The organism is Ruegeria sp. CDSA034 (assembly GCF_059612275.1).
This window is the reverse complement of record NZ_JBXWQH010000010.1, coordinates 81065-100793: the sequence shown is the minus strand read 5'-3', so window position 1 is coordinate 100793 and position 19729 is coordinate 81065. Positions and strand designations below refer to the sequence as shown.

At 55.9% G+C, this 19729-nt stretch carries 22 protein-coding genes; 18 read left to right on the top strand and 4 right to left on the bottom strand.

The annotated features are described in order from the left end of the window. Positions 1 to 6: 6 nt before the first annotated feature. On the bottom strand, positions 7 to 543 hold the full coding sequence (locus AC2FLJ_RS16120; RefSeq protein ID WP_496706736.1) for a tripartite tricarboxylate transporter TctB family protein: 537 nt from the start codon (positions 541 to 543) through the stop codon (positions 7 to 9). Positions 544 to 599: 56 nt separating this feature from the next. Further along, positions 600 to 1529: a tripartite tricarboxylate transporter substrate binding protein gene (locus AC2FLJ_RS16115; protein WP_058274540.1), complete on the bottom strand. Its 930-nt coding sequence runs from the start codon at positions 1527 to 1529 to the stop codon at positions 600 to 602. Positions 1530 to 1637: 108 nt separating this feature from the next. Here AC2FLJ_RS16115 and AC2FLJ_RS16110 point away from each other — a divergent pair, with 108 nt between their 5' ends. Both AC2FLJ_RS16110 and AC2FLJ_RS16105 read left to right on the top strand, forming a co-directional pair. Continuing rightward, positions 1638 to 2417 carry an IclR family transcriptional regulator gene (locus AC2FLJ_RS16110; RefSeq protein WP_496706734.1) on the top strand — a complete coding sequence of 260 codons (780 nt, stop codon included), beginning with the start codon at positions 1638 to 1640 and terminating at the stop codon, positions 2415 to 2417. Positions 2418 to 2452: 35 nt separating this feature from the next. Continuing rightward, positions 2453 to 3805: an aspartate aminotransferase family protein gene (locus tag AC2FLJ_RS16105; RefSeq protein ID WP_496706732.1), complete on the top strand. Its 1353-nt coding sequence runs from the start codon at positions 2453 to 2455 to the stop codon at positions 3803 to 3805. 33 nt (positions 3806 to 3838) lie between these two features. On the opposite strand, the gene hpaR is transcribed toward AC2FLJ_RS16105, so the two are convergent. Beyond that, on the bottom strand, positions 3839 to 4279 hold the full coding sequence (gene hpaR / locus AC2FLJ_RS16100; RefSeq protein WP_058281156.1) for a homoprotocatechuate degradation operon regulator HpaR: 441 nt from the start codon (positions 4277 to 4279) through the stop codon (positions 3839 to 3841). Between the two features lie 106 nt (positions 4280 to 4385). On the opposite strand from hpaR, the gene AC2FLJ_RS16095 reads away from it, so the two are divergent. The 8 genes from AC2FLJ_RS16095 to AC2FLJ_RS16060 all read left to right on the top strand — a co-directional run bounded on the left by AC2FLJ_RS16095 (position 4386) and on the right by AC2FLJ_RS16060 (position 12299). Next, positions 4386 to 4784 (top strand): 5-carboxymethyl-2-hydroxymuconate Delta-isomerase, encoded by a 399-nt coding sequence (locus AC2FLJ_RS16095; RefSeq protein WP_058274537.1) that lies wholly within the window; start codon positions 4386 to 4388, stop codon positions 4782 to 4784. A 3-nt stretch (positions 4785 to 4787) separates the two neighbouring features. Next, positions 4788 to 6296 (top strand): 5-carboxymethyl-2-hydroxymuconate semialdehyde dehydrogenase, encoded by a 1509-nt coding sequence (gene hpaE / locus AC2FLJ_RS16090; RefSeq protein ID WP_496699073.1) that lies wholly within the window; start codon positions 4788 to 4790, stop codon positions 6294 to 6296. Positions 6297 to 6460: 164 nt separating this feature from the next. Continuing rightward, positions 6461 to 7303, top strand: a complete 843-nt coding sequence (gene hpaD, locus AC2FLJ_RS16085) for a 3,4-dihydroxyphenylacetate 2,3-dioxygenase (RefSeq protein ID WP_496706730.1) — start codon at positions 6461 to 6463, stop codon at positions 7301 to 7303. Between the two features lie 24 nt (positions 7304 to 7327). Then, positions 7328 to 8809 carry an NAD-dependent succinate-semialdehyde dehydrogenase gene (locus AC2FLJ_RS16080; RefSeq protein WP_496706728.1) on the top strand — a complete coding sequence of 494 codons (1482 nt, stop codon included), beginning with the start codon at positions 7328 to 7330 and terminating at the stop codon, positions 8807 to 8809. Beyond that, entirely contained in the window at positions 8809 to 9663 is an 855-nt protein-coding gene (locus tag AC2FLJ_RS16075) for a fumarylacetoacetate hydrolase family protein (protein WP_496706726.1), read from the top strand. Before AC2FLJ_RS16080 ends, AC2FLJ_RS16075 begins: the two co-directional genes overlap by 1 nt. Next, on the top strand, positions 9660 to 10460 hold the full coding sequence (gene hpaH, locus AC2FLJ_RS16070) for a 2-oxo-hept-4-ene-1,7-dioate hydratase (RefSeq protein ID WP_496706724.1): 801 nt from the start codon (positions 9660 to 9662) through the stop codon (positions 10458 to 10460). The genes AC2FLJ_RS16075 and hpaH overlap by 4 nt, the downstream gene beginning before the upstream one ends. A gap of 11 nt (positions 10461 to 10471) precedes the next feature. Next, positions 10472 to 11527 carry an aldolase/citrate lyase family protein gene (locus tag AC2FLJ_RS16065; protein ID WP_496706722.1) on the top strand — a complete coding sequence of 352 codons (1056 nt, stop codon included), beginning with the start codon at positions 10472 to 10474 and terminating at the stop codon, positions 11525 to 11527. Between the two features lie 43 nt (positions 11528 to 11570). Beyond that, complete coding sequence (locus tag AC2FLJ_RS16060) at positions 11571 to 12299, top strand: metallophosphoesterase family protein (RefSeq protein WP_496706721.1); 729 nt, start codon at positions 11571 to 11573, stop codon at positions 12297 to 12299. Between the two features lie 13 nt (positions 12300 to 12312). Here AC2FLJ_RS16060 and AC2FLJ_RS16055 read toward each other — a convergent pair whose 3' ends face one another. After that, positions 12313 to 12495: a hypothetical protein gene (locus tag AC2FLJ_RS16055; RefSeq protein WP_496706719.1), complete on the bottom strand. Its 183-nt coding sequence runs from the start codon at positions 12493 to 12495 to the stop codon at positions 12313 to 12315. Positions 12496 to 12661: 166 nt separating this feature from the next. Between AC2FLJ_RS16055 and AC2FLJ_RS16050 the strand changes: the two genes are divergently transcribed. From AC2FLJ_RS16050 to maiA, 8 genes are all read left to right on the top strand, one after another. Then, complete coding sequence (locus tag AC2FLJ_RS16050) at positions 12662 to 13612, top strand: MBL fold metallo-hydrolase (RefSeq protein ID WP_496699087.1); 951 nt, start codon at positions 12662 to 12664, stop codon at positions 13610 to 13612. 25 nt (positions 13613 to 13637) lie between these two features. Then, positions 13638 to 15272 carry an FAD-dependent oxidoreductase gene (locus tag AC2FLJ_RS16045; protein WP_496706716.1) on the top strand — a complete coding sequence of 545 codons (1635 nt, stop codon included), beginning with the start codon at positions 13638 to 13640 and terminating at the stop codon, positions 15270 to 15272. Then, positions 15269 to 15460: a DUF2783 domain-containing protein gene (locus AC2FLJ_RS16040; RefSeq protein WP_058274303.1), complete on the top strand. Its 192-nt coding sequence runs from the start codon at positions 15269 to 15271 to the stop codon at positions 15458 to 15460. Before AC2FLJ_RS16045 ends, AC2FLJ_RS16040 begins: the two co-directional genes overlap by 4 nt. Positions 15461 to 15476: 16 nt before the next feature. After that, positions 15477 to 16511 (top strand): TRAP transporter substrate-binding protein, encoded by a 1035-nt coding sequence (locus tag AC2FLJ_RS16035; protein ID WP_496706714.1) that lies wholly within the window; start codon positions 15477 to 15479, stop codon positions 16509 to 16511. Positions 16512 to 16514: 3 nt separating this feature from the next. After that, positions 16515 to 17063, top strand: coding sequence for a TRAP transporter small permease (locus AC2FLJ_RS16030; RefSeq protein WP_082637164.1), 549 nt, complete (start codon positions 16515 to 16517; stop codon positions 17061 to 17063). After that, positions 17060 to 18376 carry a TRAP transporter large permease gene (locus AC2FLJ_RS16025; protein WP_058278629.1) on the top strand — a complete coding sequence of 439 codons (1317 nt, stop codon included), beginning with the start codon at positions 17060 to 17062 and terminating at the stop codon, positions 18374 to 18376. Before AC2FLJ_RS16030 ends, AC2FLJ_RS16025 begins: the two co-directional genes overlap by 4 nt. Before the next feature lie 63 nt (positions 18377 to 18439). Further along, entirely contained in the window at positions 18440 to 18985 is a 546-nt protein-coding gene (locus tag AC2FLJ_RS16020; RefSeq protein ID WP_058274548.1) for a VOC family protein, read from the top strand. Between the two features lie 85 nt (positions 18986 to 19070). Beyond that, the gene (maiA, locus tag AC2FLJ_RS16015) at positions 19071 to 19703 is read left to right on the top strand and encodes a maleylacetoacetate isomerase (RefSeq protein WP_496699094.1); all 633 of its coding nucleotides are present in this window, start codon (positions 19071 to 19073) and stop codon (positions 19701 to 19703) included. The last annotated feature ends 26 nt before the right edge of the window (positions 19704 to 19729 follow it).

Below are 19729 nucleotides of genomic sequence, written 5' to 3'. Positions count from 1 at the left end.
GGCCCCTTACAGATAGGTCAGCGCAAAGGCGCGCACGGAATCCGGAAGGTATTCATAGACCGCTCCGGCGGGGATTTTGACCTGAAGAAAGCCACGGAAAACGATGGTGACCACAAAGCCGAACAACGCACCTATTCCGATAGCATTTGCACCACGAAACCCTACACGAAGGGTCAGGAAGACTGCGAACAACATGGTTGAGGGTAGATATCCCAGCTGCGGAACCACCAGCACATAGATCAGGAAATAGGCAACATATTCGAACGACCGAACCCAGAACCCGACCTCGGTCCAGCGGCCGCTGATCCGGTCTGACAAGGCCGAGCTAAGCCAATGCAGAAACCCGAACACCACCATGCACCAGATTGCAATTGTGGGCCAAAGACCCGGCTGCGCGAACCATTTGGTTCGTTTGACGACCTTGGTCTGATCACCCAGCTGGGACAAAAGAAACACCGCGAATGCCAAAAACAGTACGGCGAAAACGACATCGCCGGGTCGGCGATATCTTTTGAACATGTCCTGTAAAGTCTTTGCAATCATCGTTTCCTCCCAACCTGAAAGAGGCGTGAGGCAGTGCCCCACGCCCGATCTGGATCTTACTCGCCCAGAATTTCTTCAATCTTAGCGAAAGAGGATTTGTCTTGCTCAATCTGAGCGTTGGATGCGTCTGGGTCCTGCCAGTAGATCAAAGCACCGGTTTCCTCAGCAAGCTGCTTGGCCTTGTCCGACTGCACCGCCTTTTGTGCTGCCGCAGTGATTTTTTCACGTGCCTCGGGTGGAGTATCCTTGTGAACGAACAGGCCGTTCCACAATGCCAGCGGCAGATCCGGGTTGAGCTCGACGATCGTCGGCGTATCGGGGATCAGCGAAATCCGCTCGCCACCAATGCTTGCCAGAATATTCACGTCATCCAGGCAAGGTAGAACAAGTTGCAACGTAGTGTTGATGACGTCCACGTCACCTGATGCCAGCGTGTTGCAATCCAACGCGTCAAAGGCTGCTTCACTTGCAAAATCAAATCCGCTGCTGACAGCAGCAGCAAAGGTGACCTGCGTGGGCGGCAAGACCGAGCCGAAATGACCAAGCGCCAAATCATTGTCCTTGCCGTGTTCTGCCAGTTCTTCCCAGTTCGAGAACGGCGCATCCTTGCTGGATGCGATTACGAATGGGTACGTCAGAAAAATACCGATCGGATCGAACGGGTTCGGGTTCAGTTCAGGGATACCGATTTCCGGTCCAATGACGGGAACGCCAATGACGAAAGAACCAATGGTGTATCCATCCGCTGGGGCAGTGGCGACTTCGACTGCACCTGGGAACGGACCGCCGCCGCCGCCGGGCTTGTTCACGACCGCAGCCGGGACATCGTACATGGCTTGAAATTCGTCCGCGATCATTCGCGTCAGCACGTCTTCAAGATCGCCCGGAGGCCATGGAACCACGAAAGTTACCGGTTTCTCTGGATACTCTGCCAGTGCAGCGGTTGCTGACGCTACAAATGCGGCGGTTGCTAGAAATTTCTTCATTGACACCTCCCGTTAGTGGTTCAATAAATGAACCGCGTTAACAATAATAATGTTGCGTTGTTAAGTTTATTCTGTCAAGTATAACCTGACCGGGAGGAGGCAAAACACATGGGCACCGCACTTAATGCCTTGAAAATGCTAGAGTACTTTTCAAGCTCTCAGCCGGAAATCGGGCTGAGTCACATTGCGCGTCTGGCTGGTTTGAACAAGGCGACCGCCCTCCGCCACTTACGAGCACTGGAAGAGTTCGGCCTGATCGAGCAGAATCCGCAGACGAAATCATATGCCATCGGACCAGCTGCTCTACGGTTGGCCGCCCTGCGCGAGATTGCCAAGCCTGGCCTTGATGGTGCACGCCAGAAAATGCAGGCCGCGATGCATGAGGTTGGCGAAAGCCTGCACCTTACGCTGCTTGAAAAAGACACTCTGCAAACTGCGCTGGTGGTCGAAACCACGCAGCACAGCGTTCGCGTAAGTTTGGACCCTAGCGAAATTATTCCGGTCAACGCGACTGCTTCGGGATTATGTATGCTGAGCTTCGGTCCCGCTTTCCTTCTGGAACGCTTGGAATCCGACACACTCACCCGATTTACCGACGCAACAATGACGGACCCAAAGATTATTCGTGACCGGGTTGCACAAATCGGCCGGGCGGGCTGGGCCAATAGTAATGGCAGCTTTGAAGATGGTGTCTTCGGATATGCGGCGCCTATCTTCGGTATTGATCAGATCGCGATTGGAACCATTGCGATTGCCGTTCCCGAAATTCGTGCAACCCGCGCGCGACAGCCGCTGATTTTGACCTCACTCCACACCCTTTCGAAAGAACTGACCGCAAACTTTGGCGGCCAGATGCCCGAAACTTTTCCAACCGAATTCCACCCATGATTGACGGGCGGACTAAATCTCCGGAGACACGTTACATGAAAGACTCCAACTTTCTGAAGGAAAACAACGCCCGACATTTCTGGCAACCAATGGCGCACCCGGCCGACAGCCAGAAAAACCCGCCGACCATTCTGACCGGAGGTGAAGGGGTCAGCATCATTGATGTAGATGGTCACAAGGCGCTGGATGCAGTGGGTGGCTTATGGAACGTCAATCTGGGCTATTCCTGTGATCCGGTGAAGCAGGCCATCACCGATCAACTGAACGCGCTACCCTATTATTCAACCTTTCGCGGCACCAGCAACGACAAGGCGATCGAATTGTCTTATGAGTTGGCGCAGTTCTTTGCGCCTGACGGATTGACCCGTGCATTCTTTACTTCGGGTGGATCGGATTCGGTTGAGATCGCGCTGAAACTGGCGCGTCAGTTTCACAAAGTTCGAGGCGAGGCCGGCCGTACCAAGTTCATCAGCCTGAAACAGGGCTATCACGGCACCCACTTCGCGGCTGCCTCGGTCAATGGCAATCAGAAATTCCGGGCGGCTTATGAGCCGATGATGCCGGGCTGTTTCCACGTGCCCGCGCCCTGGACCTATCGCAATCCGTTCGATGAGACGGACCCCGAGCGTCTTGCGCAACTTTGCGTAAAAGCGCTGGAGGCCGAAATCGCATTCCAGGGTGCAAACACCGTCGCCGCATTTATTATGGAGCCAATCTTGGGCGCAGGCGGAGTGATCCCGCCGCACAAGAGCTTTATGCCCATGGTGCGTGAGGTCTGCTCAAAGCACGGAATTCTGCTGATTTCGGACGAAATCATTACTGCCTTTGGGCGTACAGGCAGCGAAAGTGGCGCGAGACATTGGGGGGTGCAGCCCGATATCATGACAACGGCCAAAGCCATCACAAACGGCTATTTCCCATTCGGCGCGGCAATGATCTCAGGCGCGGTTGCGGAGGTGTTCGAAAGCGACACTACCGGCAGAGCTTCTGTCGATCAGGGCTACACCTATTCCGGGCACCCGGTTGGCTCGGCCGCAGCCTTGGCCACTCTTGCCGAGATCAACCGCCTGCGAGTTTGGGAAAACGCAGCTGCACGGGGGGATGAGATGTTTGCCGGGTTGAAAAAACTGGCCGAGAAATACGACGTAGTCGGTGACGTGCGAGGGGGTGAAGGTCTAATGTGCGCGCTCGAGCTGGTTTCGGACCGTGCGACCAAGGCGCCAATTGCCAAACATCTTCCGCTGCAGGTTCAAAAAGCAACTTATGAAGATGGCGTTATGGTCCGTGTATCTGGAAACAACATCATATTGTCTCCGCCGCTGGTCATCACGTCTGATGACGTAGCCAAGATCCTGTCAGCCCTGGATACAGGACTAGCGAGACTGTAGTGATCACGCTGGCCCCGGTCTTCAAGGTCGGGGTCAAACCTTTACGGCCTGCAGTTCCTCAAGTAGATCCAGTAGGTTGTCGATTTTTTCCTGCCCCATTTGCGCCTCGATCGTATTGTGAATCGCCAGCGAGGTCGCAAGGTTCTCTTCAAGAATTTGACGCCCCTCATCGGTGATCTTCACCATGGTGCGGCGCTTATCCGTGCTGCCCTGACGGCGGGATATCTGCCCATCAGTCTCCATCGTGCGTAGAATTCGCGTCAGGCTGGGAAGCAAAAGGCAGGCCTCATTTGCAATAGTGCTTTGTTCCACTTCGCCCATTTCGTCCAGAACACGAAGGATACGCCACTTTTGCTCAGTCAGCTGTATCCCCTGCAGCATATCCCGAATTGGGGCCATAACGGTTTCGCGTGCGCGCAGCAGGGCGATCGGAAGAGCGCGAGAGGTTCTCGTGGTATGGCTTTGTCGGTTCATTCCAGCCTTCTAGAACGCCATTTCAGGAATTGCAAAGATTAACAAAGCAAGTTCTTGACGGTCGCGATACAATTTACTAAACATGTTAAGTAGTAAAGGAGAGGTCATGCCACACTTCCACGTCGAATACTCCGGCAATCTGGACGATCGGGTCGACATCGGTGGCTTGTGCGAATGCATACGAGACACCGCTGCGGGGATTGAGGCTTTTCCAATGCCGGGAATTCGCGTCCGCGCCACGCGTGTTGACTATTTTGCCATTGCGGATGGAGATCCCAAGCATGGCTTTGTGGACATCTCAATCCGCCTGCGCGCTGGCCGTCCTGACGACGTTAAGAAGGACGCAACACAGCGTATCTTTGACGCGGTTGAGGCGTATCTGGAACAGGCCTTCTCGAAACACTCTATCGCGCTTTCACTAGAGATGCGTGACATCGACCCAGACCTTTCGCCCAAGACCGGCACAATCCGGAATCATTTGGCTGCGACCAAGCAGGAGACCTGACGCATGAGCGTACTGGATACGAATATCGAGAAACTGGCAGGCTTTCTGGCCCGGTTCAAAGAAACAGGCATCAAGAACCGTATCGCAGGCGAAGACCGGGATGGCGCAGCGGGTGTTTTCCAATCCTCCTCTCCCGTGGATAAATCGGTGATCTGCGACGTTGCGCACGGTACGTCCGACGATATCGACGCTGCGGTCAAAGCGGCCCATGCTGCCTTTACTGAATGGCGCGACATGCCCGCCACCGAACGCCGCCGGATCCTGCTAAACGTTGCCGATGCGATCGAAGCCCGGGCCGAAGAAATTGCGCTGTGTGAATGTTGGGATACGGGCCAAACATTACGGTTCATGTCCAAGGCCGCGCTGCGCGGTGCCGAGAATTTTCGCTACTTTGCGGATCAAGTCGTGCAGGCTCGCGACGGGCAACACCTGAAATCGCCGACGTTGATGAATATCACCACTCGTGTACCTATCGGCCCGGTTGGTGTGATCACTCCGTGGAACACGCCTTTCATGCTGTCGACTTGGAAAATCGCGCCCGCTCTGGCCGCTGGCTGCACCGTGGTCCACAAACCGGCCGAAGACTCTCCTTTGTCCGCCCGCCTGTTGGTGGAAATCGCTGAAGAGGCAGGGCTGCCCAAGGGCGTGCTGAATACCGTGAACGGTTTTGGCCCTGATGCCGGTAGGGCGCTGACAGAGCACGCCTTGATCAAAGCCATCGCTTTTGTCGGAGAAAGCCGGACAGGCAGCATCATCACAAAGCAGGGTGCCGATACGCTCAAGCGGATGCACCTGGAACTGGGCGGTAAGAACCCCGTTATCGTGTTTGATGACGCCGATCTGGACCGGGCTCTGGATGCGGTGATTTTTATGATCTACTCGATCAACGGTGAGCGCTGCACCTCGTCCTCGCGGCTGCTGGTGCAGGACACTATCAAGGAAGAATTCGAAGCCAAACTGGTCGAGCGTGTGAACAACATCAAGGTCGGGCACCCCCTGGACCCGGCGACCGAGATCGGCCCGCTGGTCACTGAGGAGCATTACAACAAGGTGACCTCATACTTTGACATCGCCAAAGAGGATGGTGCGACCCTCGCGGCCGGTGGCGTCAAGGTTGGTGACGACGGGTATTTCGTACGCCCGACATTGTTTACAAATGCCAATAACGACATGCGCATCGCGCGTGAGGAAATATTTGGCCCCGTGCTAACTTCCATTCCATTCTCGAACGAAGAAGAAGCGCTGCAGATCGCCAATGACACGCCCTATGGGTTAACCGGCTATGTCTGGACCAACGACCTTACACGCGCCCTACGCTTTACCGATAAGTTGGAAGCTGGGATGATCTGGGTGAACTCGGAAAATGTTCGTCACCTGCCCACGCCTTTTGGCGGGGTAAAGGCGTCAGGTATCGGTCGCGACGGCGGTGATTGGAGCTTTGACTTCTATATGGAGCAGAAACACGTGGGCTTTGCCACTGGTCAGCACAAGATTATGCAGTTGGGAAAGTAACGCCTCTCGAGCGACGTCTGGACAAGGTGCCGCTCGTTAAAAGTTAGGATACGCGCGCACATCTATGGTCCATGAACTCTTTGAGAGTCGGACCAAACGACGTCTGGTCGTCCGCTCTCCCTTCCAAAGCGGTCAGACGCCACCTTAAGTGAGGAGGAACTGTCATGGGAAAGATTGTACAGGCTGCTAAGATCACACATGTGCCCAGCATCTGGATGTCCCACACGATGCCAAAATACAAAGGTATCCGGCAACCTGCGATAGATGGCTACGCACGTCTGCGTCAGGACGCGATTGACCGCGAGGTCGACACCTTCATCGTTTTCGATACACATTGGATCACCAATCAGGGCTTTCACCTGAACACAAAAGAGCGCCACAAGGGCCGTTTTATTAGCCATGAACTGCCGCACATGCTGGCGGATATGGAGTTCGACTATCGCGGTGATCACGACCTTGGTGAAACCATCCTCGACGTTCTGAGAGAGCGTGGGGAACGGGCTCTGGGTCATTCGCATCCCGACATGGGAATGGAGTACGGTACCCTTCTGCCTATGCATTTCATCAATGAAGGTGTGAATGCCCGGGTGCTGCCAGTTGCGGTCAACCAGTTCTCGTCTATCGCCGAGAACCGCGTTTGGGGTGAAGCCATCGCCGAAGGCATCCGGCGTTCGAGCCGCAATGTTTCGATTCTGGCCTCCGGGTCTCTAAGTCATGACTTCACACCAAATGAGCGCTCGGTCGAAGGTCTGAACGCAGTGAATGGCGAGTTCAACCGCCAGATGGATATGCGCGTTCTCGAATTGTGGCAGCAGGGAAGGTTCGAAGAGTTCCTGGAACTTCTGCCCGATTACGCCAAAAAATGTACGGGCGAGTGTGCGATGAACGACACTGCCCTGCTGTTCGGTGCGTTGGGATGGGGCCGTTACAAAGGCGAGATCGACATCTACACCCCGTATTTCGGTAGTTCCGGAACGGGTCAGGCAAATATCAGCTTTTCGGTCTGAGGCCGAGACACGGGAATCCTGCAAATGACAGACTTACGTCTCAACGACCCCACGTTGCTTATCGAAGCGGCGCGGGTTGGCTCCAAATGGGTCGGTGCCAACGAGGTATCCACTTACTTGGAAGTGACCAACCCGGCAACTGGTGATCTAATCGGACGAGTCCCCAATCTTGGGGCGGCCGAAACGGCCCAAGCCATCGCCGAAGCGCACCGTGCACAGAAGGGCTGGGCCAAGCTGACAGCGAAGGACCGCAGCCAAATTCTGCGCCGCTGGTATGAGCTGATGATCGAAAACCAGGATGATCTTGGCGCTATCCTGACCGCCGAGCAGGGCAAGCCGCTGGCTGAGGCCAAGGGTGAAATCGCTTATGGTGCCAGCTTCATCGAATGGTTCGCTGAAGAGGCCCGCCGCGCCTATGGCGACGTCACCCCAGGCCACGCGCTGGATAAGCGGATCATCACCATCAAACAGCCGATTGGGGTTGTTGCCGCGATCACGCCGTGGAATTTCCCCAATGCCATGATCACGCGAAAGGCGGGACCGGCACTGGCGGCAGGCTGTTCCATGGTTCTCAAACCTGCCAGCCAGACACCGTTCTCGGCTATCGCGCTGGCAGTTCTGGCCGAGCGAGCCGGGTTGCCTGCGGGATTGTTCTCGGTCATCACTGGATCGGCGCGCTCCATCGGAGGTGAGATGACCTCGAGCAAAATCGTGCAAAAATTGACCTTTACCGGGTCCACCGAAATCGGCGCGATGCTTTATGCGCAATGCGCACCTACGATCAAGAAGCTAGGTTTGGAATTGGGCGGCAACGCGCCGTTCATAGTGTTTGACGACGCAGATCTGGACGCGGCAGTCGAAGGGGCAGTGATCGCCAAGTTCCGAAACAACGGCCAGACCTGCGTCTGCGCCAACCGCATCTATGTCCAGTCTGGGGTCTACGACACGTTCGCCGAAAAACTGGCCGCCAAGGTCGCAAAACTGCCGACTGGAAACGGCTTTGACGAGGGCACCGTCTTTGGCCCACTAATCGATCAAGCCGCAGTCGCGAAAGTGTCTGAGCATATCAAAGACGCTACCGCCAAGGGTGCAACAGTCAAACTGGGTGGCAAGCCGCACGCCCTTGGTGGCACTTTTTTCGAGCCGACCATCCTGACTGGCGTGACCGCAGACATGGCGGTGGCGACCGAGGAAACCTTCGGCCCAGTCGCGCCTTTGTTCAAATTCGACAGGGAAAGCGAAGTTATCGCAGCCGCCAATGATACCGAATTCGGCCTCGCCTCGTACTTCTATTCGCGCGACATGGCCCGTGTCTGGCGCGTGTCCGAAGCATTGGAATATGGCATGGTCGGGATCAACACCGGCCTGATCTCAACTGCTGAAGCGCCCTTTGGAGGCGTTAAGATGTCAGGTCTGGGGCGCGAGGGGTCGCGCCATGGGCTGGATGACTTCATGGAACTCAAATACTTGTGCATGGGTGGCATTGACGCCGCCGAGGAGGCCTGATGCGCTTTGCAACTTTCACCGCAAACGGAGCAACTTTTTTCGGCGCGATCACCAAGGACGGTGCAATTGCACTAAACGACGCCTTTCCCGATCAGGCCAGCCTTTATGAGGTGATCGCCGCGGGCACGTTTGAAAAGTTGACCGAGGCCGCGGTAGGCCGCGAAGTAACCCACAAGGAATTCACTTACGAAATGGTGATGCCGGATGTCCGCCGCATCCTCTGCGTCGGAGTGAACTTTCCCGACCGCAACGCCGAATACAAAGACGGCAGCGAACAGCCGAAATACATGTCGTTGTTTCCGCGCTTTGCCAGCGGTTTCACCGGGCACGACCGCCCGCTGATCCGTCCTCCGGAAAACCACACGCTGGATTACGAAGGCGAGGTCGTTATCGTGATTGGCAAATCCGGTCGGCGAATTTCGCAGGAAGATGCCTATGACCACATCGCAGCCCTGACCTTGTGTAACGAAGGCACAATCCGCGACTGGGTGCGCCATGCCAAGTTCAACGTCACGCAGGGAAAGAACTGGGACAATTCCGGTGCCATCGGCCCGTGGCTAGTGCCATTCACGGACGCGGCCCAGTTGGACGATGCCCGAATTCAGACCCATGTGAATGGTGAATTGCGCCAGGACGATACGCTGAATCGCATGATGTTCCCGATAAGGCGCGAGATCGAATATATTTCGACCTTCATGACGCTTCTGCCCGGTGACATCATCGTCACCGGCACCCCGACGGGTGCGGGCGCGCGGTTTGATCCACCAAAATACCTGGAACCGGGTGACGTAGTGGAAATCTCAGTCGAGGGCATTGGAACGCTGCGCAACACAGTCGAGGACGAACAGGTATGACCCCCGAAGATCATGCCCGTGCCGCAGCCGACTTATTGCAGGCTGAATGTTCGCACGAACAGATTGGCCTTCTGACACTGCGCCATCCCGAAATGGGGATGAGCGACGCCTATGAGGTGCAGAACGCCATTTATCGAAAAAAATTGGCCGAAGGGCGCAAGGTGATCGGCTGGAAAATCGGGCTGACCTCTAAAGCGATGCAATATGCGCTGAATATCGATATTCCCGACAGCGGAATTTTGTTCGATGATATGAAGTTCGATCACGGCGAAACCGTTCCTGCGGGCCGGTTCATCCAGCCCCGGATCGAGGCCGAGATTGCTTTTGTCATGAAATCTGCGGTAGGCGGAGAGAACGTCACCCGTGACGACATCATTGCCGCCACGGATTACGTCGCGCCTTCGATTGAAATCCTCGACACGCGTATTCAGCGTGTCGACCCCGCGACCGGACAAACGCGTACCGTCTATGACACAATCAGCGACAACGCCGCCAATGCCGGCATCGTGTTGGGCCCCGAACGTCATTCGATAGATGCATTTGATTTACGTTGGGTCGGGGCACTGACCTTCCGCAATGGTGAGATCGAGGAAACCGGTCTTGGCGCGGGTGTTCTGAACGACCCGGTCGAAAGCGTCGTCTGGCTGGCCCGTCGCATGGCGCAGTACGACCAGAGCATAGAACCGGGCCAGGTGGTCTTGTCTGGCAGCTTTATTCGACCCGTCGAATGCCCGCCGAGCACCGAAATCCATGCTGATTTTGGGCCATTTGGCTCGGTCGATATCAACTTTGCCTAAGGGAGGCCGGGATGCCTGCGCCACTAAACGCTTTCAAGGCCGCGCTGCAGGCTGGTCAGCCGCAGGTCGGCTGCTGGATTGGAATGGCCGACACCTATTCCGCCGAAATCGCGGCCACGTCCCAGTTCGACTGGTTGCTCGTTGACGGGGAACACGCCCCAAACGATCTTCGCTCAATCCTGGAACAGGTGCGGGTCATCGAAGGAAGCGGCAGCCAACCGGTCGCACGCTTGCCGATAGGTGAAACCTGGATGATCAAGCAATACCTCGATGCCGGCGTTCAGAATATTCTGGTGCCGATGGTCGAAAGCGGAGATCAGGCGCGGGATTTGGTACGGGCGGTGCGATACCCGCCCCACGGAGTTCGGGGCGTGGGATCAGCGTTGGCCAGGGCTTCGCGCTTTGCGGCGATCCCGGACTATCTGAAAACGGCTGATGAACAGATCTGCCTGCTTGTTCAGGTGGAAAACCGCGCCGGGTTAGAGGCACTAGACGATATTCTTGCCTCTGACGTTGATGGGGTCTTTCTCGGTCCCTCCGATCTGGCCGCTGACATGGGCCATATCGGTGATGTTGGTCATACAGAAGTGGTCGAGGCCGTTTTGGACGCGATAACTCGGGTCGTCGCGGCAGGCAAATTTGCCGGGATACTGACACTTGATCCGGCCATGCAGCGTAAATGTCTGGATCTGGGGGCGACCTTCCTGGCCACAAACATCGACGTTACTTTGTTCGCGCAGGCGGTGCGCCGGGCTGCCGATGAAGCCTTGGCGTTGCTACCTAACCAAAGCGTTTCGGGTGTTGCCCAAACGGAAGCGGCCAGCAAGTACCTGCAGCAATTGTGCAAGCACTGGTCCCACAAGGCCCAGGTGGCTTTCGACGACACCCACGGCAGCGTGGAATTTCCGGGCGGAAACCGGCTGACCTTGGTCGCAGGTGAATCCAGCCTTTCGCTGACGGCTGAAACCGGCCCTCGCGGAGATCTGACCCGCTGGCAGGAAGTCATCGAAGCGCATCTGGTACGGTTTGCTTTTCGCGAAGACATTAGCATTGACTGGGTGGGCTGATCCCAAATCAACTACCGCCTGAAGACGACTACAAGGAACACTCATGTCAGATCCGGTTTATGTAATTGGCGATATCCATGGCCAACTGGGGATGCTTGAAGACGCACTGGACCGGATCGAACGGGATGGAGGGCCAGACGCCAAGATCGTGTTTCTTGGCGATTATACGGACAGGGGTGCGCAAAGTTGCGGGGTTTTGGATCTGCTGGTCCGAGGGAACGCCGACGGTAAGAACTGGGTCTTTCTACGTGGCAATCATGACCAGATGTGCGCAATGTTTCTGGAGGACTATCCGCGCAATGATGCGCGCCTGCTGGTCGGGTATCACTGGCTTCATCCTCGGATCGGCGGGATCGAAACGCTGCAGTCCTATGGGGTTGAAGCCACCAACGTGGACAGAATCTATCAAGTTCACGCCAAAGCCAAACAGGCCGTCCCTCAGGCTCATATCGATTTTCTGAACGGGCTAAAGCCGTTCCATCAGGACGGCGCATTGCTGTTCGTGCATGCAGGTATTCGACCCGGGGTGAAACTGGAGCAGCAAGACCACGACGATCTAATATGGATTCGTGAGGAATTCCTGAACCATAAAGATCCACATCCATGGTTGGTAGTCCATGGCCACAGCCACGTGTCCGCACCTGAACATCATGGAAACCGTATCAATCTGGATACAGGAGCAGGCTATGGCCACGCCCTGACCACCGCCGTGTTCGCAGGCACCAAATGCTGTGTGCTGGATGCTGGTGGGCGTAGACTTGTGACCCACTGAGACAGACTCTGCCTCACATGGCGTAAAATTGTTGAGTCGCCGATGTCGTTTCTTTTTTGAAAAGCTTCTCAACCATGATCGCCGTCATCGCTAAGCCTTGAACCACCGCATTGGGTCCATCAGACGTTTTATGGAACAGCAGTTCTTTACGGCGGTCGGCAGGATTGGCGGCAATAATAGCTGGAATGGACAACATTTTTCTACGCCGGCAACTTACGAAAAATCTTCGAATGCACTCAGCAACAATAGTTCAAACACGTGACTCCAAACGAAACGGCATTGACTTTAGTTTCATATGTAACGATATTCGTTGCAAATGAAACAAAACGAGTCACGCGAGCGACATACTTCGGGAGAACACAATGGCTAAGGCATTCGCATCTCAGGGAGATTTGGGTGAAAAGACGATTAGCTTCACCGAAGTGGGTGAAGGGCTTTGGGCCTTTACTGCTGAAGGTGATCCCAATTCCGGCGTGATCATCGGCGATGATAGTGTCATGATTGTCGAGGCGCAGGCCACGCCACGTCTGGCTGGCAAGGTGATTGAGAAAGTCAGAGAAGTTACCGACAAACCGATCACACATCTGGCGCTAACTCACTATCACGCGGTTCGCGTTCTAGGCGCTTCAGCGTATGGCGCAGATCAGGTTCTCATGTCCGAAACAACCCGAGCGCAGGTTGTCGAACGCGGTCAGGAAGATTGGGACAGTGAGTTTCAGCGTTTTCCACGTCTGTTCGAAGGCCATGAAAGCATTCCCGGACTGACCTGGCCCACCACGACCTTCAAGGATCGCATGAGTGTATACCTCGGCAACCGGCGCGTCGATCTAATGCATCTTGGTCGCGCCCATACTGCCGGTGACATCGTCATTCACGTCCCCGATCAGAACGTCATGTTTACCGGTGACATCGTCGAGTATCACTCGGCCTGCTATTGCGGCGACGGCCATTTCAACGATTGGGGTGGCACTCTGGACAATATCGCCGCATTTGACGTCGATGCTATCGCGCCCGGCCGCGGTGATGCTCTGCTCGGAAAAGACATGGTTGAAGCAGCAATCGAGTCTACCCGGGGTTTTGTCGAAAGCACCTATCGCCCGGCTGCTCGTGTCGCCGCTAGCGGCGGCACCCTGAAAGATGCCTGGGACGCTGTACGCGACGCGTGCGACCCGAAATTCGCTGACTACGCAATCTACGAACACTGCCTGCCGTTCAATGTTGCGCGCGCCTATGACGAAGCCCGCGGCATCGACACACCACGTATCTGGACGGCGCAGCGGGATCTGGAAATGTGGGAACAACTGCAAGGCTGAGCGCCTGAAGGGAGGGGATTTTCCAATGTTTGATGATCGTTACACGCTCGCCTACAAGAGCTATCCATACGAGAAGTCGCCCGATCAGGATATTGACGCACCGGTGCGTCACCCGGTTGTGGTCATGGGCGGCGGGCCGATCGGAGTCGCCACAGCCCTGGACCTCGGCCGCCAGGGTATTCCGGTGGTTGTGCTTGATGATCATGAGGGCATCGGCATGGGCAGTCGGGCGATTTGTTTCGCAAAGCGCTGTCTGGAAGTGGCCGACCGCTATGGCTGCGGCGAACCGATGCTCGAAAAAGGCGTTGTCTGGAATCTCGGTAAGGTATTCCATCGCGATGACAAGGTATTCGAATTTAACCTGTTGCCGGAAGACGGGCATAAATACCCCGCCTTCATCAATCTGCAGCAGCCTTATTTCGAGCAATACATGATCGACCGTCTGCGCGAGCTGCAGGACAAGGGTGCCCCGATCCAGTTGCGTGGCAAGAACCGTGTGGACAGCATCGAAGTACACGACGATCACGTCACCCTGAAGGTGATGACACCGGATGGACCTTACACGCTTGAAGCGGACTGGCTTATCGGTTGCGACGGCGCCAACTCACCGTTGCGCGGGATGCTTGGTCTCGATTTCAGCGGTCGCGTCTTTCAGGACAGCTTCCTGATTGCCGATGTCAAACTGAAAGGCGATCTGAATTTCCCTACTGAGCGCTGGTTCTGGTTTGAACCGACCCACGGCTCTGGCGCCTCAGCGTTGTTGCACAAGCAACCTGATGATGTCTGGCGGATCGACTTCCAGATCGGCTGGGATGTTGACCGCAAAGAAGAACTTAAAGAAGAGAATATCCGTCGCCGATTGGATGCGATGCTGGGGGATGTGGATTATGAAATGGTCTGGTCCTCTATCTACACCTTCCAGTGCAAGCGGATGGACAGTTTCCGCTCGGGGCGGGTGTTTTTTGCTGGTGATGCGGCGCACCAAGTCTCGCCCTTTGGTGCGCGTGGTGCCAATTCCGGCATGCAGGACGTGGACAATCTTGGCTGGAAACTAGGGTTGGTTATTCAAGGCAAAGCGCCGGAGAGCCTGCTTGACACCTACGATACCGAACGGGTTCACGGCGCGGACGAAAACATCCTGAATTCTACACGGTCCACCGATTTCATCACGCCGAAATCAGAAACCAGCCAGATCTTCCGCGATGCCGTGCTCAGCCTGAGCGGAACGTACGAATTCGCACGACCGATGGTCAACTCGGGTCGGCTCTCGGTTCCATGCGTGTACAGTGAATCGGGACTCAATTCCGCTGACGCACTGGCAGGCGGTCCCGAACGGACGCAGCCCGGCGCCCCCTGCCCTGATGCCCCGTTGGGCGATGAATACCTGTTGTCGAAGCTGGGTGATGAGTTCATCCTTTTGACAATCGATGCAGAAGCACCTGAAATTCTTGAAGAGGACGGCATCACGGCACGCCGCCTGGCTCTTTCAACCCGCGACGACCCGACTGGTCAGCTCAGGAAACGCTATCTCGGCGAAGCCAGTTCGGCGGTCTACCTGATCCGCCCAGATCAGCATGTCGCCGCCCGCCGAGCGGAATACAACGAAACCCTGATGCGCACTGCCTTGCGCCGTGCGGCCGGTAAGGAAGTAAGTCAATGAGCGATCTGACCCTGACACCGAATATCGACGGTACCGACGATTTCTACGCCGACCTGCTGGCAACGCATGAGGGCAAGACCAAGGCCGAGAGCGATATAATCAACGCGAGGTTAATTCTGATCCTGGCCAACCACATCGGCGACCGGGGCGTCCTGAGGCAGGCGCTCAATGCCGCCGACATCACATAATCCAAGGGAGGATACCATGAATATCAAACTGAAGGGCAACACCCTGCTGCTCGCCGGCATTGCAACCGCTGCAATGTCTATCGCAACGACTACCGTGGCAGAGACCAAGCTTGCTCTTTCGAGCTGGCTGCCGCCGCGCCATCCGATCGTCGTTGAGGCAATCAAACCCTGGGCCAAGCAAGTGGAGGAAGTCACCGATGGTCGCGTGACTGTACGTGTGCTTGCAAAGCCCATGGGCCCGCCCCCGGCACATTACGACATGGCTGCCGAAGGTATCGCTGACATCACCTATGGCTTGCATTCCTTTACCACAGATGACCGTTTCACCCGCTCTCGGATCGGTCAGTTCTCGTTCATTGGTGACGATGCCGTTGCCGGTTCCAAAGCATTCTGGAATGTCTATTCCGGCCCGCTGGAAGCGCAGAAAGAACATGAGGGCACCAAGCTTCTGGGGCTATTCGTGCACGGCCCCGGCATGTTGCACAACAATGTCCGCAAGATTGAAACGACAGACGATTTCTCGGGTCTCAAGATCCGCGTTCCTGGTGGTTACATCTCAGACCTGATGTCTGGTCTCGGCTCCACAACGCTCTTCATGTCTTCCGGTGAGGTGTATGAAAAGCTCTCGCGCGGAGTAATCGATGGCGTGACGTTCCCCTACGATGCTCTGGCTGCGTTCAAGCTGACCGAAGACGTCAAGTACACGATGCAAGTCCCCGGCGGCATCTACAACACCACTTGGTTCATGGTCATGAACGAAGACAAATGGAACGAGATCTCTGAAGAGGATCAGGCAGCCATCGAGGCGATTTCCGGTGAAGCCTTTGCCGCACTGGTTGGCGAAGCTTGGGTCGGTGCAGACGAGAAAGGCAGCACCGCGGCCGAAAAGGCCGGGATCGAAATCTACGAAGCGCCAGCCGAAGTCGTTGATGCGATCAAATCACAGGCAGCAGATGCCGAAACAGCATGGTCCGAAGCCATCTCGGCGGACGGCTACGACGGCGCGGCGGCACTGGAAGAAATGCGCAAACAAGCTGGCGTGGACTTCTGATCCATGGAGCGGCTTCGCCATCGTTTCCCCGACCAGCCCCCTGATGAGGGGCTGGACATCGGGCTGCTGCTCGACAGATCTCTGGGTGTCGGGGCCGCATTGATCCTGTTCAGCCTCGTCCTCATCACCTGTGTGGATGTAGTTGGGCGTTACCTGTTCAACGCGCCGCTTTCCGGCGCCTTCGAACTCACTGAAATACTGCTGGCAGCGCTCGTTTTCCTTGCCTTGCCACTGACGACAGAGCGCCGTGAACATGTCGAGGTCGACCTGCTGAATCTGGCGCTTGGACGCAAGACGCAACGTCTTTTGTCTGCGTTTGCAGGCCTGTTCTCTGCAGCCCTTTTAGCCACCTTTTCTTGGCGGCTTTTCACCCATGCGGCCAAGGCCGCCCATGACGGCGCGGTGACCAACGCGCTTGAGATTCCACTGGCACCATTCGGCTATCTGGCTGGGGTCTCCTGCATGGTTTCGGCGTTCATCGCATTCCTGCGCGGACTACAGCCGCCCATCGAACACGACACCGATCAAGATCACCTAGAGGGCGCCCCATGATTGAATCTCTGATCGGCTTTGCAATCCTACTGGGACTTATACTACTGCGCGTGCCCATCGCGTTCGCAATGGCGGCTGTAGGCGGCTTTGGGTTTGCCTATATGCGTGGTTGGGAGCCTGCCTGGGCTATGACAGGGCAAGTGGCCTTTGACACTTCTTTGTCTTACTCCCTTTCGGTCATCCCTCTGTTCATCTTCATGGGCAATGTGTTGGCCGGTTCAGGCGTGGCACACGGGCTGTTCGCCGGTGCCGACCGGCTTTTTGGCAGGCTGCGCGGCGGACTTGCCATGGCTTCGGTCTTTTCTTGTGGCGGTTTCTCCGCGGTGTGCGGCTCGTCCCTGGCCACTGCTGCCACGATGTCAAAAGTCGCCATGCCTTCAATGCGTCGTTTTGGCTATGATGACCGGCTGGCGACAGGCTCTATCGCCGCGGGAGGGACACTGGGCATTTTGATCCCGCCTTCGGTGATCCTGATCATCTACGGCCTGTTGACCGAAACCAATATTGCCAAGCTTTTTATCGCGGGAATTGTGCCAGGTATCATTGGTGTGCTGTTTTATCTTGGCGCGGTCATGGTTGCGGTACGGTTGAACCCGTCTTTGGCTCCGGAGGAGGAAAACACCGAACCGATGAGCCGGGCTGACGTCATAGGCGTGATCTGTGTGCTGGGCCTTTTTCTCTTCATCATGGTTGGCATTTATGGTGGGTTCTTCACACCAACTGAGGCGGCCGGAATGGGTGCAGGTGCTTCGATCCTGATCGCCATTGCCCTCAGGACGATGACCTGGCGCAGCTTTTTCGCAGCTACGCTGGATTCGATCCGGGCTACTGCCATGATCTTTGCTGTGATCATAGGTGCCGAGCTGTTCACCAACTTCATAAACTACGCCGGACTGCCGGATGCCCTATCAGGCTTTGTTGTCGACAATGAATTGCCGGTCTGGGCAGTCATTGTGTTCATCATGCTGACCTACATGGTGCTTGGTTGTGTGCTTGAAAGCTTGTCGATGATCTTGCTAACAGTGCCGGTCTTTTACCCGCTGATGTTTGAGCTTGAGTTTGCCAACGAACTCCTACTCGATCCCGAAAACGCCCTGATCTGGTTCGCCATTGTCGTTGTTGTGGCCACTGAAATCAGCCTGATCACACCCCCCGTCGGTATGAATGTCTTTGTGCTGAAGGGCGTGTTGCAAGATGTCTCACTTGGAACAATTTTTCGCGGCGTGCTGCCATTCTGGATCGCGGACATCCTGCGGCTGACACTGCTCATCCTTGTACCCTCCCTGTCACTCTGGCTGGTGGGGTTGATGTGAACGCTTGAGGCGACCGTACGTTGCCTTGGTCTTGAAAACTGCACCCTCGGAAAGGAGAAATCGATGAAAATCGAGAAGATCCATCACGTCGCTTACCGCTGCAAAGACGCAAAAGAGACGGTCGAATGGTATGGAAAAATGCTGAACATGGACTTCATCCTGGCCATTGCTGAGGATCATGTCCCATCGACGCATGAACCAGACCCCTACATGCATCTGTTTTTGGATGCCGGGAATGGGAATGTTCTGGCTTTCTTCGAGCTGCCCACGAAGCCGGAAATGGGCCGGGATCCCAATACTCCGATCTGGGTGCAGCACATCGCCTTCAAGGTGAAGGATCGTGAAACGCTGCTTCAGTTCAAGGACCATCTGGAAGCTAATGGGGTCGAAGTACTCGGCGTGACCGACCATTCGATTTTCCACTCTATCTACTTCTTTGATCCTTCCGGCCATCGTATCGAACTGGCCTGCCCGGACCCGGAAGAAGAAGCGCTGCTGGAGCGCATGGACGAAGTGAAATGGCTTATGTTGGACGAGTGGTCGAAGACCAAGAAAGCTCCGAAACATGCCGATTGGCTGCATGCCAAAGAACTCAACAAGTCTGCCTGACGGGCATCCCGTGCCGGATGGGCTTCCGGCGCGGGAACCTATCTTTGGCAAAATCCAAGACGGCTGACCGCAAAACAAGGAAGTCATGAAACTATACGGCTATTGGCGCTCGACGACCTCTTTTCGGGTCCGGATCGCACTAAATCTCAAGGGTGTTTCCTATGAAACAGTTCCGGTCAACCTTGTTGCCGGAGAGCAACGCGCGCCGGACTATGTCGCGCTGAACCCCGGCAAGGGCGTCCCTACGCTGATCCTTGAGGACGGTCGTGCATTCACCCAATCGCTTGCGATCATCGATTATCTCGACGCCACAATACCCGAACCTCCGTTCCTGCCGGAGGACCCGTTCGAGCGTGCGCGGGTACAGGCTGCGGCCCATACCATCGCGATGGACATTCATCCAGTTAACAACCTTAGGATCACTGCGCATCTGAAGTCCCGGTACGGGCTTACGGCTGAGGATGGGGTCGAGTGGTTCCGGCATTGGATGACCGAAGGTTTCCATGCCTACCAAGCGCTTTTGCCAACTAACACCACCTTCAGTTTTGGTGACAAGCCGGACCTTGCCGATATCTGCCTTGTCGCACAGCTTTACAATGCACATCGCTGGGGCGTCGATATGACTCCATTCGACCGTCTGCTTGAGATCGAAGAACGCGCATTCACCCTACCCGCTTTCGACGCCGCTCGACCTGAAAGCCAGCCCGATGCCTCCTGAGAGAAATACACTGGCAGACCTAATTC

What these genes read in the sequence shown, in the direction of transcription:
- AC2FLJ_RS16120 (WP_496706736.1), bottom strand. Translation starts at nt 543, where the DNA reads ATGATTGCAAAGACTTTACAGGACATGTTCAAAAGATATCGCCGACCC.
- AC2FLJ_RS16115 (WP_058274540.1), bottom strand. Translation starts at nt 1,529, where the DNA reads ATGAAGAAATTTCTAGCAACCGCCGCATTTGTAGCGTCAGCAACCGCT.
- AC2FLJ_RS16110 (WP_496706734.1), top strand. Translation starts at nt 1,638, where the DNA reads ATGGGCACCGCACTTAATGCCTTGAAAATGCTAGAGTACTTTTCAAGC.
- AC2FLJ_RS16105 (WP_496706732.1), top strand. Translation starts at nt 2,453, where the DNA reads ATGAAAGACTCCAACTTTCTGAAGGAAAACAACGCCCGACATTTCTGG.
- hpaR (WP_058281156.1), bottom strand. Translation starts at nt 4,279, where the DNA reads ATGAACCGACAAAGCCATACCACGAGAACCTCTCGCGCTCTTCCGATC.
- AC2FLJ_RS16095 (WP_058274537.1), top strand. Translation starts at nt 4,386, where the DNA reads ATGCCACACTTCCACGTCGAATACTCCGGCAATCTGGACGATCGGGTC.
- hpaE (WP_496699073.1), top strand. Translation starts at nt 4,788, where the DNA reads ATGAGCGTACTGGATACGAATATCGAGAAACTGGCAGGCTTTCTGGCC.
- hpaD (WP_496706730.1), top strand. Translation starts at nt 6,461, where the DNA reads ATGGGAAAGATTGTACAGGCTGCTAAGATCACACATGTGCCCAGCATC.
- AC2FLJ_RS16080 (WP_496706728.1), top strand. Translation starts at nt 7,328, where the DNA reads ATGACAGACTTACGTCTCAACGACCCCACGTTGCTTATCGAAGCGGCG.
- AC2FLJ_RS16075 (WP_496706726.1), top strand. Translation starts at nt 8,809, where the DNA reads ATGCGCTTTGCAACTTTCACCGCAAACGGAGCAACTTTTTTCGGCGCG.
- hpaH (WP_496706724.1), top strand. Translation starts at nt 9,660, where the DNA reads ATGACCCCCGAAGATCATGCCCGTGCCGCAGCCGACTTATTGCAGGCT.
- AC2FLJ_RS16065 (WP_496706722.1), top strand. Translation starts at nt 10,472, where the DNA reads ATGCCTGCGCCACTAAACGCTTTCAAGGCCGCGCTGCAGGCTGGTCAG.
- AC2FLJ_RS16060 (WP_496706721.1), top strand. Translation starts at nt 11,571, where the DNA reads ATGTCAGATCCGGTTTATGTAATTGGCGATATCCATGGCCAACTGGGG.
- AC2FLJ_RS16055 (WP_496706719.1), bottom strand. Translation starts at nt 12,495, where the DNA reads ATGTTGTCCATTCCAGCTATTATTGCCGCCAATCCTGCCGACCGCCGT.
- AC2FLJ_RS16050 (WP_496699087.1), top strand. Translation starts at nt 12,662, where the DNA reads ATGGCTAAGGCATTCGCATCTCAGGGAGATTTGGGTGAAAAGACGATT.
- AC2FLJ_RS16045 (WP_496706716.1), top strand. Translation starts at nt 13,638, where the DNA reads ATGTTTGATGATCGTTACACGCTCGCCTACAAGAGCTATCCATACGAG.
- AC2FLJ_RS16040 (WP_058274303.1), top strand. Translation starts at nt 15,269, where the DNA reads ATGAGCGATCTGACCCTGACACCGAATATCGACGGTACCGACGATTTC.
- AC2FLJ_RS16035 (WP_496706714.1), top strand. Translation starts at nt 15,477, where the DNA reads ATGAATATCAAACTGAAGGGCAACACCCTGCTGCTCGCCGGCATTGCA.
- AC2FLJ_RS16030 (WP_082637164.1), top strand. Translation starts at nt 16,515, where the DNA reads ATGGAGCGGCTTCGCCATCGTTTCCCCGACCAGCCCCCTGATGAGGGG.
- AC2FLJ_RS16025 (WP_058278629.1), top strand. Translation starts at nt 17,060, where the DNA reads ATGATTGAATCTCTGATCGGCTTTGCAATCCTACTGGGACTTATACTA.
- AC2FLJ_RS16020 (WP_058274548.1), top strand. Translation starts at nt 18,440, where the DNA reads ATGAAAATCGAGAAGATCCATCACGTCGCTTACCGCTGCAAAGACGCA.
- maiA (WP_496699094.1), top strand. Translation starts at nt 19,071, where the DNA reads ATGAAACTATACGGCTATTGGCGCTCGACGACCTCTTTTCGGGTCCGG.